Below are 13,954 nucleotides of genomic sequence, written 5' to 3'. Positions count from 1 at the left end.
TTAGTATCCCCTTTTTTAATAGGTAACTTTACTGTTATGAAAAAAAACTTTTTTATACTTGCCGCATCTTTACTAATAATCGTAAGCGGGTATTCTTTCTATCATTCTTCTACTGTTGCGGTGTCCCCTTTTAAAGCTACATTAGAATACAAGGGAATGAATCTGGTAGCGCCGATCAAAGAGTTAAAAAAAAGTACTTTTGAGGAATTAAAAGAACATCATATCAATGCTGTTTCTTTAGTTCCCTATGCTTATGTAAATTTAGAAAATGCATCGGTCAACTATAATAACGAACGACAATGGTGGGGTGAACGAACGGAAGGTATAATAGCTAGTAATCAAATGGCGCACGATTATAAAATGACCGTCATGCTTAAACCGCACCTTTGGGCAAATCATGGATTTTATACCGGTGATTTGGATTTTTCAAGTGATGCCGAATGGAAGAAATGGGAATTTAATTATGAGAAATATATTCTTGATTTTGCCCAATTAGCACAAAATGAAAACATAGAACTCTTTTGCTTCGGAACAGAGTTAGGGAATTCGGTAGCCAAAAGACCCGAGTATTGGTCGCAGTTAATCAAGAAAATTAAAATAATCTACTCTGGGAAACTAACTTATGCCGCAAACTGGGATGACTTTGATAAAGTACCCTTTTGGAATGAGTTGGATTACATTGGGATTGATGCCTATTTTCCTCTGTCTGATGCCATAACACCATCAGTGCAAGAACTTAATGAAGCTTGGGAAAAACACATCATAAAAATAGAAATACTTCAAGCAAAAACGAATAAAAAGATACTCTTTACAGAATTTGGCTACCGCAACTCAGATCAGGCGGCAAAAACACCTTGGACAGAAAACGAAAATACGATTAATGATCTAGCGCAGGTCAATGCCTATGAGTCCTTATTTCAGACGTTGACCCAACAAAAATGGTTTGCCGGAGGATTTGCTTGGAAATGGTATGCCGATGATTACTACAAACGCGAAAAAAATAGCGTTGATTACACTCCGCAGGAAAGACCTGCCCTTGAAACCATTAAAAAATGGTACCAATAATTTAAAATAAAGAAAATGACCATCCAAAAAACTAAACCTGTACTTGTCTTTGATGTTAATGAAACTTTACTTGACATGACTCCTTTAAAAAAATCAGTTAATACACTACTTGATAATGAGCAGGGATTCCGAATCTGGTTTGGCATGTTATTGCACTACTCCATTGTATCCAATAGTATTAATGAATATCATGACTTTAGTACTATTGCTGGAGCGACATTAGCTATGGCTTCCACTTCCATAAATAAAAAAGTAACCGAAGATGAAATTAAAGAAGCGCTTTCGAACATTAAAATATTACAGGCATACCCAGATGTAGAGAAAGGTTTACAGCTGCTAAAGGATCATGGTTTTAGATTGGCGACATTGACTAATTCTCCGCCTCATGCGCTTAAGCAACAGTTAATCAATTCAAATTTGACCAATTACTTTGAACAGGCCTTAAGTATTGATAGTCTTAAAAAATACAAACCAGCAGCAGAAACCTATTTGTGGGCCGCAAAAAAACTAGTGGTACAGCCGAACGAAATGCTAATGATCGCAGCACACGGTTGGGATTTAGCAGGTGCCTCGCATGCGGGTTTAGCGACTTGCTTTATTGCTCGTGAAGGGCAATCCTTGTACACACTATCCAACACCCCTGATTTTGAAGCAAATGATATTTTAGCAATGGCAGAACAATTAGTTGCGGCATATAGAGAATAGCGTAGTATTATAAAAACTCAAAAGAGCGTTTATTTCACTTGAAACAAACGCTCTTTTTTTGAATTAAATAATTAACCTCTATTTATTTTGACTCTTTGAATAATAGGGCTGCAGAGTTCATACAATATCTTAATCCTGTGGGATTAGGACCATCATCAAAAAGATGACCTAAATGTCCGTCACAACGGGCACAAACGATTTCACCACGCACCATTCCTAAGCTTTTATCTACTACTTCATTTACTCTGTTTTTGTTTAAAGGCGCATAAAAACTAGGCCATCCAGTTCCTGAATTAAATTTTGTTTCAGAATCAAACAAAGGCAACTTGCAGGCTGCACAAAAATAATGTCCCTTTTTATGGTTGTCATTAAATTCATTTTGGAAAGGGCGTTCCGTTCCTTGTTTACGAAGAACGTAATATTGATTCTCTGTCAAAGCTTTTTCCCACTCGGCTTCGGTTTTTACCACCTTTTTCAACGACGTATCGTTCAATGATAATTCTTGCTGCTGAATGGTTGTTTCTGCTGCAATTACTTTTTCACTTTTATTTGCTTTCATACATGCCATAAAACCAAATGCTATTACGGGCAGTATCAAAAGTTGTTGGTATTGTTTCATAATTTTAATGATTAGGTTTTAACTTTCCTTTATATGTTTTTTTAAACTTGTTATATCGCGGTAGTGAAACGCCTTTCACATAAGGTTGATTAGGATTGTGTTTCACATAATCTTGGTGGTAATCCTCTGCTTCATAAAAATCAGTCACTTGCTTTACCTCGGTAACAATAGGATTGGCAAATACTTTATTGGCGGTAAGCTCCTTAATTTTGTCTTCAATAATTTTTTTCTCTGCTGCGTTCTTGTAAAAGGCAATAGAGCGATAAGAAGAACCACGATCTGGCCCCTGTTGATTAGGAGTTGTTGGGTCTTGTGAAGCGAAAAATACATTCACTAATTCCTTGAAAGAAATAATATTTGGGTCATAGTAGACTGCTACAGCCTCAGCGTGTCCTGTGTTGTTAGAACCCACTTGTTCATAGGATGGGTTTTTTGTAGTTCCTCCAGCATATCCAGAAATAGCCTCGTCTACACCTACTACTGCTTCAAATACGTGTTCACTACACCAAAAGCAGCCTTCGGCAAAAACAGCAATTGCTTTCCCCTTTTTAGGTTCTAAAGATAACTTTTTTGTTTGGGCGTTAGAATTACAACTCAAGATTGTAAACAACGCAAGTGCATAAGCTGCAAATTTAATTTTCATAATTGTAATGGTTTTATACTAATGTACGACAGTTTAGCTGTTGTAGTTTTTAAACAAATCTTAAAACTTTGTTAGATTTAAATGACCACTCGTTTGCACGGGTATTACTCAAATTGCGGTATCCTTTTAATACCAAACGAATTTATTTTTTAGTCCAAATCGTTTTAGTATAACTTAGCGTCTAGTAAGCACAGCTATTAGTGTTTAACGCTCAGCGTCTCTAAAATCTTTTCCTCAAAACCTTGCAAAGCTCTTATGGCATAATCCACTTTCTTCTTTGACTTGAATTTATAAGAAACCTCAAGGAAGTTTTTATATAAAACTGTAGGTTGCACTTTTATCGCATCATTCTTTTTATAATTTACTTTAATGGGAATATCTTTGTAGTACGTGAAATATTCTGGATGAGTAATTACACCAAGTGTAGAACAGTCAAAAGGAATAAATCCTCTAACACCAAAATACTTCTCGTTTTTTTCCATCCATGGTTGAACTATGTCAAACAGCCATTTATCTGCTTCCTCGCTCCTATCTAAACTAGCCAAATCAATATTCCCAATATGAGTGTATGAACTAGGTTCATATCCTGCAAACACAAGTGGTATGGAAGAATTAAGAATCACGTCCATCGATTTAGTATCTAATTCATAGTTGTAATCAAACACGTTTAATTTTCCATTTCCTGGATTGAATAGTAACCCTGGCGTTCTTGCTGCACAGATTGAAATTTTTTCAATTTGCGGAATAATATCGGGATGGTTCTGAATCAAAGTCGCGATATTAGTCATAGGACCCAAGGCTAATATCGTCAGTTTTTCTTTCTTTAAGGCCTGATACAATGCACGAGTTCCGTCATTTTCAACACCCAAGTCATCTGCTCTTGGTGATCCTTTATAGACAGGAATTGCGGCGCCTTTGTGATGCCATTCCAATATTTTATTGATGATACCGTAGCTGTAATCCACATAGGTAATCGAGCTAATACCCACAATATCGATTTGAGGTTGCTTTAGAGCCATAATTAACGTGATTCCATCATCTACTTCGCGTGGGGTTTTGTCTGGCATACCAATCATAATATCGGTATCAAACCATACTTTGGTCTGTGACTGCACTTGTATCGCGAGCAAAAGTGCAAATAGTATTATTTTTATCTTCATAATCAATGTTTTATATATTATTGTAAAATTAAATCTCGCGCAAACGACAGTAAACGGTCCTTCGTTTTCAAATCCATTTTTAACGGCAATTGTGCTAGACCTATTAATCTGCGCATGATTTCAGTACCTATAAACCCATTTAAAATAGTTGGATTCAACTCTTCAAAGGAAACGTATTGCTCCTTAATTAAAGTCATTGCACTTTCCTTTTGTTGCGTAAGATACATGTGAGCAAACAGTACGCCCAAATCAAATTCGCGTAAGCCATAAAAACAAAATTCAGGATCGATTACCTTTATTCCATCTGCCATTTTTAACCAGCTTCCAGGGTAGTAATCGCCGTGTAGTAAATACTTGCCCTTGGACAAATACAATGATCCTAACCGCTCAATATTTTTCTTTAATTCTACATCTTTTTTATAAGGCAAAGCCAATTCCCGCAAACCATCCTGGATTAGATCAAGGTTAAACCCATTTTCTTCTTTAAAAGGATATTCAAAAATATGCTCATAATTTAATGTTCGCAACTCCGTATTGGCTAACTCATCATCAACCACCGTCTTCTGAAATTCTTGGTGCAAACCATTCAAATAACCTACTATTTGATTGAGTTCCTCTTCTTGTAAATTCCTTTTTACATCATATAAACCCGTAAAATCATTGGCTTTCCCTAAATCCTCTAATGCAATCATATTATTAGTCACATCAATCCCTAAAAGCTTCGGCATGATTTGCTGTACAGCATCTGCTTGGGCAATTTTTTGGTAAAAAGCACCTTCGGTCAGCACGCGCGAAGCAGGAGCCAGAACTTGAGGGTACTTCTCGACATACCCTTTAGACTGTTTCACAATAAAAGAACGTGTAGCCGTCTCCACACGTAGCACACAATTCATATTTCCTTCTCCCGGTTTAGACAATGAAACAATCGTTTCCTGATCTTCTAGCCATTTTATTTGCTGTAAGTAAGTAGCCAATTCTTTTGGCTCATCTGCATTTAGTATAAACATATTTCTTATTTTCTTTGGGCGTTACCGCAAGGGTCGGGCTATTCGTTATATTCCCGATAAATAAAAACTACGGCTAAAAAGCCGTGTTTTTCTAAATCGGGAGATACCACTGCTATCCCTAACGCAAATTAAAAACATCCTGCAAAGCAACTAACTTGCAGGATATTGATTTTTATTAGAATAAATAACGAACTCCAAACTGAAACTGTCTCGGTGGCGATGCATTTCTTTGTGTAAACAATCCACTAGCGCTAGAACCACCTTGAATTTGGTTACTTTGTGTGGCATTATTACTGTAGCCGCTTAAATTCTCAGCGTTAAATAGATTAAAGATATCGGCACGTAATTCAATTTTATTATTTCCAGCAATCGTGATTTGGTGTTGTACTCCTAAGTCAAAAGTAGTACTCCACGGCAAACGATCGCTGTTTCTGCTTTCTCCCGGAAAACGATCACTGTTTCCCTGATAAGCATCAGAAAAGCTTGCGCCATCGCCATTTAAATCTGTGGTTCCAAAACCAAGTGGAATCCTATTAATTGGTTGTCCACTCTGCAATAATCCTGCTGCAGTTAGTGTTGTTCCTTTAAAGGGATAATAACTGTAAATCCCATTAATATTATGCGTTCTATCGTTCACAGACGGCCCCCATTCATTTGTATAGTTATTCGCGTCTGAAGGTCTGAAGTTAATTCCGTCCGTATCATTTTTACTGGAAGACAAGGTGTAATTCAATCGGTACGAATAGTCGTCAGAGCCTCTTGTTTTTTGATAATTTAAACTCATTGCATAATACCTAGATTTTCCTTCATTTTCACTTACGATAACATTTCTAGCAATTCCAGTGAGCCGTTGTCCGTTTATAGTAGCACCTCCATTTATTATAGGAATAGGTCGACTGGCATCCGCTTGATCCCGTGTTCTGATCACTACATTATCAGGATCTATAGGGTATTCAGCGGCCGCATTAAGGTTTCTTAATCTAGTTAAATTTTCACCTCTATTGTGCACCACGTCAACAAAGAATAACTTTTCGTCCGTTAATTGCAATTGGTAGCCTAAAGCAAATTCATGAGAATACGCATTTTTATATCCATTAGGATTTAATATTCTGCGTTCGTTAGAAAAAATATTTTCCCTTTGCCCCTGTAAATCCGTAGCCGATGGTCCTTGCAGGTAGTTTACTCCTGAAACAGAAGCCGCTAAGTTTCCGTTATAAGTTATCCTTTCTATATTAGTATCCGCTGGCAAAAGGCCTAATCTTTTTAATTCTTGCAATTCTAATTTATAACTTTTAGAGGTGGTATTTTGTTGCAAAGCATCACTATAAACAGCATAGTTTACTTTATCATATGAAATTCCATATCCACCGCGCAAACTGCTTGAATTATCTAATTTATAATTAAAGTTAAATCGGGGAGCCAAGTTGTTATAATCGCCTTTATCGCTTCCTCCTTTTGACAAATTATCATAGTCATAGCGCAAGCCTAGAATAAGATTCAAACGACTAGTAATAGACCATAAGTCCTCGACATAAGCCGAATAAATATCTTGATTTGTTCCAAAAGAGGCAGGACGTAATTCCACAATGTAATTTAAAACCTGAGCATCTTGCGGAATATCATTTACATTCAAATCTCCTCCTACTCCACTATTTTTGATACCATCAATTTGGTTTTGATTCAATTTTACTCTATAATTCCCTACTGGATTTCCACCTCCAAATAATTGATGATTGCCTCTAATAAAATTTACCCCTGCTTTAAAAGTATGATTCTCCGTATAATACTTTACCTTTTGTTGCAATTGTATGGTATTTTCGATTGCATCAAAAACATAACCTGGATTCCCAATTACACCTAATATTTCATCGTTTACACCTAAAATGGTCACTTGTGAACTATTGGGGCTGAATGCTTTTGCATAATTCCATCTAAAACGGCTGTATTGTACATTTGTTTCTCCAGAAAAGTTTCCAAATTTATAGCTGTTTTTTAAAGCCAATAAAATACTATTCCTTTGCTGCGCATTTCCTGCTGATTTAAAAGTGGAACCTCCATCAAGACCACCGCCTTGTCTTTCAACGTCGATTATACCCACGTTTGCTCGAAAGGACGAGTTGAAATTAGGATTCCAAATTTGGTCAATTTTTGAGGAGAAATAGTTAAATGTGTTCATTCCTCTCACGGTCTCTGTAATGCCTAATTGAGGAACATTCAATAAATTGTCTTTGATATCAGTAGTATGTTCAAAATTGAAATAATAAAAAGTCTTGTCTTTTACTACAGCTCCGCCTATTCCTGCACCGGCTTGGTAACGAGCAAAACCATTCTTGACTTGGTTTCCTGATAGGTCTCGCTGTGCGAAGCTGGATTTCCCATCAATAGATGGTCCTGGTCTTGTAATAAAAAAAACTTCTCCTGTAGTTTCATTAGATCCAGAACGAGGTGTAATATTAATGATTCCGCTTCCTGTCAAACCATATTCAGCTGAGAAATTATTAGTTAGTACGGTGACATCTTTTACAAATCCGGAAGGGATGGCAAACTTTTGACCTCCTAAAAAACGTTCGTTATTATCTAATCCGTCTATTAAATAAGAAGTATACAAAGAACTTGCTCCATTAATACTCACATTTGGTGATTCAGGAAAGAAACCGGTGGCCTGCGTTACATTTGGCAAACGGAATAAAACGCGTGTAATATCACGTCCTTCTACAGGAATTTCTTGAATTTCGGCAGCTTTTAGTTCGAATGAAACCTCAGCATCCCGCCGATTAATTTTTGCAGTTGCGCCCTTTGTGATCAAAACTTCGTTGAGTTCGTTTGACTCTTTTAGTGTTAGAACTAAAGTCACATTTGAGGCCTGATTCGAGCGTACACTTAATAAATTTGATTTTTGAGCAGCAAATACTAGTGTTCCCTTAAAAACAACCTGGTATCCATCAAGTGCAGGAATTCCACGAAAAGTCACTTTTCCCTGACTGTTTGAAATTTGTTGTAAACTACTGTTCCTTGAATTATTGGTTAATAAAACCTCCAAATTCGGAATTGGTTTTTGTGTGTTAAAATCGATGAGAGTGACCGATAGGTCTTCTTGAGCAACGGCAAAAGTCGTGAAGCTCAGTACTAAAAACAGAAAAAAATGTTTCATTAAAGTATGATTTTTGATAATAAATTTTAAAATAAAAGCTTCTAATTACTCCATAACAGGAGAGCCTTTATTAAAATTAAGTCCAATAATCGCATTCGTGTAGCAGTATTTTAAAAATGAAAGTATAGAAGTTGCATAGAAAAGCAGGGACGCCAAAACACTTTTAAAAGTACAGTAAAAAGGAAGATCCAGAAACAATTTATCAAAGTCAATTTTAGTATTACAATCGGTTAAAGGGGCAATAATCCCTAGCTTTACTTCCGAATAAAGCACTTGTAATTGATCAAATACTTTTGTCGTTTGCCAATCAATTTTGGCGAAAGCCTCCTTATTGAAAGAAACTTTTGAAATACCCGTTAAGTAAGTACCTCCTTTAAAATCAGGACCAAGAACAACACTTTTATCTTGTAATTCGAGATAAGCTTTTTGCAAATGATTCAATCGCAATCCAGGACTATCATTTCCTAACACAATAACTTTATCATACCCCCTATCCAATACAGATTGAATGGCGTGACTCAATTTATCTCCAAAAGAGAGGCCTTGTTGCGAACTTTCATCGGAAATAAAATAAGGAAGTTTAGTTTTTTGAACTAGTGCCACAGCTCTCTCATTCATTTTATGCCACAGTGCCTCATTTTGCTTTTTATTATAAGCAATAGGTTTCAAGGCACTTTGTACCTTATCGCTGTGTGCGAATATAAGTAGCGCTGTAGATAAAGAAAGATTTTCTTTGCAATTCATAGTGTAAATGACGGAACAAAATCGCTTTCCTGACAATAAAAATTACTTTTTTTAAAAATTTTAAAAAATTGTGAGGAAACCTAAATAGGCGACTAAAAATGTTAAAGCAATTTGCCTTTAAAATAAAGTAGGGATACAACAACTTAGCGATTTGAAATTAGCAAAGGAAAATATCGAATTCTGGGAGACGGACAGCTTATCGGTATAGGAACAACTGTAGCTATTCAAACAAAGACAGCGGTCTTTTGGTAGAACTATTTATGAAGTAGTAACAACAGCATCTATACCATTAAAAGATGATTGGGAAGTATGATAAAATAGTAACCTCCCGGCTTATTTACAAAGATTATTTATATTTTTTTTACTTATAAAAATTAAACAGCGCTGCTTTTCTTTTTAATAAGTAAACAAAAATTCAGATACCTTAAAATTATTTCAAATTAAAGAAACAGCCTGTGGTGTATCCAATATTAAAAGGTGATTTTTTTATGCCTCACTATTTAAACAAGGTGATTTTGCCTTGTGAATAATTATCAGAAAGCTAAAAGTTATTTTTAACTAAATTAAAATATACCCCCCAATTATATTTACTTATTTTAATTTTAAAGTCCAATAAAATATTTTTTGACCAAAATAAGTAATTATAAAAACATCTAGGCTAAAAAAAATAGGGGTGTATGACAAAATAGTGATTGTGAATATTGTAATATATTTAACTTAAAATGGAGAATAACTAATTTATTGGAGTGATTTTTTGTAATCGATAATTCTTTGCAAATGGAATCAAAAAGTCTCTTTTTGTTTATCCTGTTAGTATAAAAGTTAATAAATTCGTCAAAATAAAAGATGAAATTTCATATATAAAAACATCCAAAAGGATTTTTTTAATGCAAAAAAAACTTGAAAGAAAAAAATTTGTAGTAAAAATTACATCAATAAATAACCAAAATTAACTAACCAAAAATAAATTAAAATGAAAAAAATCGAAGCTGTTATTCGAAAATCAAAATTCGATGAAGTTAAAGAAGCGTTACACAAAATCGAAGTCAATTTCTTCACGTATTGGGATGTCACCGGAGTCGGTAATGAAAAAGAAGGACATGTATACAGAGGAATAACTTATAGCACCACAGACATTCAACGAAGATATATTTCAGTTGTCGTTTCTGATCTTTTTTTGGAAAAAACGATTGACACTATTTTAGAAGCGGCATCTACAGGAATAGTAGGAGACGGAAAAATATTTGTTTCTGACATCCAAGAAACCTATCGAATTAGAACCAAAGAAAAAGGAACGGATGCGATAAGCTAACCAACTGCTATAAACTAACTAATAAAAAAAAATATTATGGATACGAATGCTGTATTAGACTTAATGTGGGTTTTAATCTGCGGAATTTTAGTGTTTTTCATGCAAGCAGGTTTTACGCTTGTAGAAACTGGATTTACCAGATCTAAAAACACAGGGAATATAATAATGAAAAATTTAATGGATTTTTGTATCGGTAGTGTTGCATTCTGGGCAATAGGATACTCCTTAATGTATGGAACTTCAATAGGTTCTGTAATAGGAACTCCAAGTTGGTTTTTTGATACCGCTGCTGATATGCACAGTTTATTCTTTCAAACCGTATTTGCTGCCACTGCTGCAACAATTGTTTCCGGTGCTATTGCTGAGAGAACAAAATTTACGACCTATTTGATATTCTCTTTACTGATGACTTTACTTATTTATCCAATTTCTGGTAGCTGGGTTTGGAATGCTGGAGGATGGCTTGCAAAAATGGGATTTACTGATTTTGCGGGTTCCAGTGTAGTGCACTCGGTTGGTGGTTGGGCATCATTAGTAGCTGCCACTTTAGTAGGACCAAGAATTGGAAAATATAATACTGATGGGACGGTAAATGCCATACCTGGACACAATTTAATGTTAGGCGCATTGGGGGTATTTATTTTATGGTTTGGATGGTTTGGTTTTAATCCAGGATCACAATTAGCCATTTCAGGAGATAACGCTTTTAAAGTAGCAGCCATTTTTATAACAACAAATCTTGCGGGAGCTGCTGGAGCATTGGCTGCTATGTTCTTGACTTGGGCCGTTTATAAAAAGCCAGATATTTCTATGACTTTAAATGGTGTACTAGCGGGTCTTGTGGGCGTTACTGCAGGTTGCGCTGCTGTAAGCCCCGTGGGAGCATTCTTTATCGGACTGATTTGTGGTGTGGCTGTTGTATTCTCCATCGAGTTTATTGATAAAAAACTAAAGATTGACGATCCGGTTGGAGCTATTTCGGTACACGGTGTATGTGGTGCCTTAGGTACTTTGTTAGTAGGTGTTTTTGCTATTGATGGTGGCCTGCTTTACGGAGGCGGATTTGAAAAACTAGGAGTTCAGGCCATCGGAGTATTTTCAATTGCTGCTTGGGCAATGGGTGCCTCTTTTATAGTTCTTTTCATCTTAAAGAAAACAATGGGATTAAGAGTAACTAAAGAAGAGGAAATTGATGGTTTAGATATTCATGAACATGGAACTAATGTTTATAATGACTAACCCTTAAAAAAGGTAAACTATAACAATTTTACTAAAATTAAAGCGCAAAGTCTTTAAAACCAGACCGCGCAGATTATACCAACACGATGTGAAATAAAAAATAAATTCGTTTGGTAAAACAAATGAAGCCTGCATCAAAACTATTTTTTGTTGTAGGCTTATTTTTTAAGAGTCCATTTCATTATTACAGAAAAGCCCATTGATTAATCTATAAATGACTGTAAAAAAACACCTGAATATTTTCCGCTTTTTTATAAATCGTCTAAAGTGGGATACAACAGCACCGATTTAGCTTGCAGCGAAACACCATTACAATTGGCGTGGTCAGCATTCTTATTTTTCAGAAGATAAGAGTTTTTTTTTCCTTACGTTTCTCCAACGAGAATTCATTGTTCCGTTTATATCTTTTTAGAATAATACCCAGCTTCCCTTTTTCTAAATCGGTTTTAAACGTATTTAGTATCTCGCTTTTCTCTTGAGTATCCAGTAGCTATTACCAAACAGACCAAAAATAACACGTACTCTCATTTTTAACAATTGCGCCATATTAAATCTTCTAAAAATAATGAAAATGAACTGAAAGTTTAATAGATTTACTACGTAAATTGATTCCCATTAATTGCTCATGTCAAAAGAAAAAATACGTATTGATAAAACCTGTCTCAATTGTTCTCATGTTGTTGAGGAACGGTATTGTCCGCATTGCGGGCAACAAAACACATTGAGCCGCCTATCTTTTCACCATATCTTCATCCATTTTTTTGAAGACTTAACTCATTATGACAACTCTTTTTGGAAAACAATAATTAATTTGTTTTTTAAACCTGCAGCTTTAACTAAAGCCTACATGGCAGGAAAGCGTTTGTCCTACCTCAACCCTGTCAGGCTTTACATTTTCATCAGTTTTGCGACTTTTTTAATAATCTCTTTATTTCCTAGTGAACCGGAAAAAGAAATAAAGGCCCCTTCGGGAAAGAACAAACAAGTAATTATTCCTACCATAGATTCGCTACACATAGAAGAGAAAAGCGTGGATGGATTAACAAAAGTTGGTTTGTTATCACAACAGAACAATGATACCATCAAAAAAATATTAGAGCAAACAGAAAAAATTGACAAAGTTAGTTCAAAACAAAAAACTGATTTGACGCCTAATAAGGAAGTAGCTGATTTTGGATACAAATCTATCACTGAATTGGACTCTATTCAGCAATATGGTGAAGGAAAGGTAAAAGTAACAGGCACGGAGTATTGGTTTCTTAAAAAATGGCTAACCGTAAAACAAGAAAATACCAACGAACAAATTGTAGAAAAGTTCATCGAATCATTTACAAAAAATTTACCGAAATTATTGTTTATGTATATGCCAGTTTTCGCCTTTGTTTTATGGCTTTTTCACGACAAGAAAAAATGGTACTATTATGATAGCGGCATCTTTACCTTGCATTATTTTTCCTTTTTACTTTTATTGGTGCTGATGCTATTTTTTATCGATAGAGCATTTTCTTTATTTGGAGAAAACCCTTTTATGAAATGGGTTCATTTTAGTTTAAAAACCCTCGGGATAATTTGGATGACTTACTACTTCTTTCCGGCGCACCGCCGTTTTTACGGAGAAAAAATCATGATTTCCTTATTAAAAAGTAGTGTAATATTTATCATTAATTTAGTTGTCGTTACCTTCCTATTAGTGCTTTTCGCTTTGTACACCTATAACAATATTCACTAAACTGTTGTCATTTTAATCTTTTGTAAACGTTTCTTTCTAGCGTAAAAGGACGCCAATAAGTAAAATCGAGACTTTAGCTATTGCAGCGAAGCCTGTTTATCCTTCGTCTTCTTCTAAATCATTGTGGTTGTCACCACCAATGCTGTAATAATTGTTTTCTTCATCCTCGCTCCCTATTTCCTCTTGTTTATCGTCTAACTCTGATCCGGGAACGTCTAAATCCCCCCCTGACATATCGTCCTCAAAACTTTTTTCATTTAATTCTCCATGGTTATTTGTTTCAACTGGTATTTTCTTTTTACTGATATCAGCAGGGTTAATATCACCCTCTTTATGTCCCTCATTATAGATATCCTCGCTTGCTGGATAGTTTAAAGAATCAGGTAGATTATCTTTGTCTACTTCTGCTGCTTTGTCAGATTTAGGGCTTGATTTGTTATCTTTCTTTTCCATCTTACTTAAAATTTTAAATATTTGAAACACTAAGTTACTTATTAATTTTCACAAATAGACACTCTATCTTTGTTTAAGTAACGCTGCAAAATTAATCTGATCCTCAAAATCTATTTGCAATGAATTC

General features: G+C 35.2%; 12 protein-coding genes. 5 read left to right on the top strand and 7 right to left on the bottom strand.

All coding sequences use genetic code 11. The annotated features are described in order from the left end of the window. Window positions 1–36: 36 nt before the first annotated feature. A complete protein-coding gene (locus A3SG_RS0101045; protein ID WP_016988153.1) occupies window positions 37–1,065 on the top strand; it encodes a glycoside hydrolase family 113 in 1,029 nt (342 codons plus the stop codon). Between the two features lie 15 nt (window positions 1,066–1,080). Beyond that, window positions 1,081–1,770, top strand: a complete 690-nt coding sequence (locus tag A3SG_RS0101040; protein WP_016988152.1) for a haloacid dehalogenase type II — start codon at window positions 1,081–1,083, stop codon at window positions 1,768–1,770. An 82-nt stretch (window positions 1,771–1,852) separates the two neighbouring features. On the opposite strand, the gene msrB is transcribed toward A3SG_RS0101040, so the two are convergent. From msrB to A3SG_RS0101010, 6 genes are all read right to left on the bottom strand, one after another. Then, entirely contained in the window at window positions 1,853–2,389 is a 537-nt protein-coding gene (gene msrB, locus A3SG_RS0101035; RefSeq protein ID WP_029596537.1) for a peptide-methionine (R)-S-oxide reductase MsrB, read from the bottom strand. Window positions 2,390–2,393: 4 nt separating this feature from the next. After that, window positions 2,394–3,032: a peptide-methionine (S)-S-oxide reductase MsrA gene (gene msrA / locus A3SG_RS0101030; RefSeq protein WP_016988150.1), complete on the bottom strand. Its 639-nt coding sequence runs from the start codon at window positions 3,030–3,032 to the stop codon at window positions 2,394–2,396. Window positions 3,033–3,229: 197 nt separating this feature from the next. Further along, on the bottom strand, window positions 3,230–4,192 hold the full coding sequence (locus A3SG_RS0101025; protein WP_016988149.1) for a nucleoside hydrolase: 963 nt from the start codon (window positions 4,190–4,192) through the stop codon (window positions 3,230–3,232). 17 nt (window positions 4,193–4,209) lie between these two features. After that, a complete protein-coding gene (locus A3SG_RS0101020) occupies window positions 4,210–5,199 on the bottom strand; it encodes a phosphotransferase (protein ID WP_016988148.1) in 990 nt (329 codons plus the stop codon). A 175-nt stretch (window positions 5,200–5,374) separates the two neighbouring features. Beyond that, window positions 5,375–8,350 carry a TonB-dependent receptor plug domain-containing protein gene (locus A3SG_RS0101015; RefSeq protein ID WP_016988147.1) on the bottom strand — a complete coding sequence of 992 codons (2,976 nt, stop codon included), beginning with the start codon at window positions 8,348–8,350 and terminating at the stop codon, window positions 5,375–5,377. A 45-nt stretch (window positions 8,351–8,395) separates the two neighbouring features. Then, window positions 8,396–9,094 carry a DUF2064 domain-containing protein gene (locus tag A3SG_RS0101010; protein ID WP_016988146.1) on the bottom strand — a complete coding sequence of 233 codons (699 nt, stop codon included), beginning with the start codon at window positions 9,092–9,094 and terminating at the stop codon, window positions 8,396–8,398. A gap of 973 nt (window positions 9,095–10,067) precedes the next feature. Between A3SG_RS0101010 and A3SG_RS0101005 the strand changes: the two genes are divergently transcribed. The 3 genes from A3SG_RS0101005 to A3SG_RS0100995 all read left to right on the top strand — a co-directional run bounded on the left by A3SG_RS0101005 (window position 10,068) and on the right by A3SG_RS0100995 (window position 13,374). Further along, window positions 10,068–10,406, top strand: coding sequence for a P-II family nitrogen regulator (locus A3SG_RS0101005; RefSeq protein ID WP_016988145.1), 339 nt, complete (start codon window positions 10,068–10,070; stop codon window positions 10,404–10,406). A gap of 36 nt (window positions 10,407–10,442) precedes the next feature. Next, window positions 10,443–11,645, top strand: coding sequence for an ammonium transporter (locus A3SG_RS0101000; RefSeq protein ID WP_016988144.1), 1,203 nt, complete (start codon window positions 10,443–10,445; stop codon window positions 11,643–11,645). Window positions 11,646–12,270: 625 nt separating this feature from the next. Next, window positions 12,271–13,374: a DUF3667 domain-containing protein gene (locus A3SG_RS0100995; protein ID WP_016988143.1), complete on the top strand. Its 1,104-nt coding sequence runs from the start codon at window positions 12,271–12,273 to the stop codon at window positions 13,372–13,374. 96 nt (window positions 13,375–13,470) lie between these two features. Here the strand turns inward: A3SG_RS0100995 and A3SG_RS0100990 are convergent, their stop codons facing one another. Beyond that, window positions 13,471–13,827: a hypothetical protein gene (locus tag A3SG_RS0100990; RefSeq protein ID WP_035663151.1), complete on the bottom strand. Its 357-nt coding sequence runs from the start codon at window positions 13,825–13,827 to the stop codon at window positions 13,471–13,473. Window positions 13,828–13,954: the final 127 nt, after the last annotated feature.

Source organism: Flavobacterium sp. ACAM 123 (assembly GCF_000264055.1).
GTDB lineage: Bacteria > Bacteroidota > Bacteroidia > Flavobacteriales > Flavobacteriaceae > Flavobacterium.
Note: the sequence above shows the minus strand (reverse complement) of the source record. Positions and strands in the feature narration are given on the sequence as shown.

What these genes read in the sequence shown, in the direction of transcription:
- A3SG_RS0101045 (WP_016988153.1), top strand. Translation starts at nt 37, where the DNA reads ATGAAAAAAAACTTTTTTATACTTGCCGCATCTTTACTAATAATCGTA.
- A3SG_RS0101040 (WP_016988152.1), top strand. Translation starts at nt 1,081, where the DNA reads ATGACCATCCAAAAAACTAAACCTGTACTTGTCTTTGATGTTAATGAA.
- msrB (WP_029596537.1), bottom strand. Translation starts at nt 2,389, where the DNA reads ATGAAACAATACCAACAACTTTTGATACTGCCCGTAATAGCATTTGGT.
- msrA (WP_016988150.1), bottom strand. Translation starts at nt 3,032, where the DNA reads ATGAAAATTAAATTTGCAGCTTATGCACTTGCGTTGTTTACAATCTTG.
- A3SG_RS0101025 (WP_016988149.1), bottom strand. Translation starts at nt 4,192, where the DNA reads ATGAAGATAAAAATAATACTATTTGCACTTTTGCTCGCGATACAAGTG.
- A3SG_RS0101020 (WP_016988148.1), bottom strand. Translation starts at nt 5,199, where the DNA reads ATGTTTATACTAAATGCAGATGAGCCAAAAGAATTGGCTACTTACTTA.
- A3SG_RS0101015 (WP_016988147.1), bottom strand. Translation starts at nt 8,350, where the DNA reads ATGAAACATTTTTTTCTGTTTTTAGTACTGAGCTTCACGACTTTTGCC.
- A3SG_RS0101010 (WP_016988146.1), bottom strand. Translation starts at nt 9,094, where the DNA reads ATGAATTGCAAAGAAAATCTTTCTTTATCTACAGCGCTACTTATATTC.
- A3SG_RS0101005 (WP_016988145.1), top strand. Translation starts at nt 10,068, where the DNA reads ATGAAAAAAATCGAAGCTGTTATTCGAAAATCAAAATTCGATGAAGTT.
- A3SG_RS0101000 (WP_016988144.1), top strand. Translation starts at nt 10,443, where the DNA reads ATGGATACGAATGCTGTATTAGACTTAATGTGGGTTTTAATCTGCGGA.
- A3SG_RS0100995 (WP_016988143.1), top strand. Translation starts at nt 12,271, where the DNA reads ATGTCAAAAGAAAAAATACGTATTGATAAAACCTGTCTCAATTGTTCT.
- A3SG_RS0100990 (WP_035663151.1), bottom strand. Translation starts at nt 13,827, where the DNA reads ATGGAAAAGAAAGATAACAAATCAAGCCCTAAATCTGACAAAGCAGCA.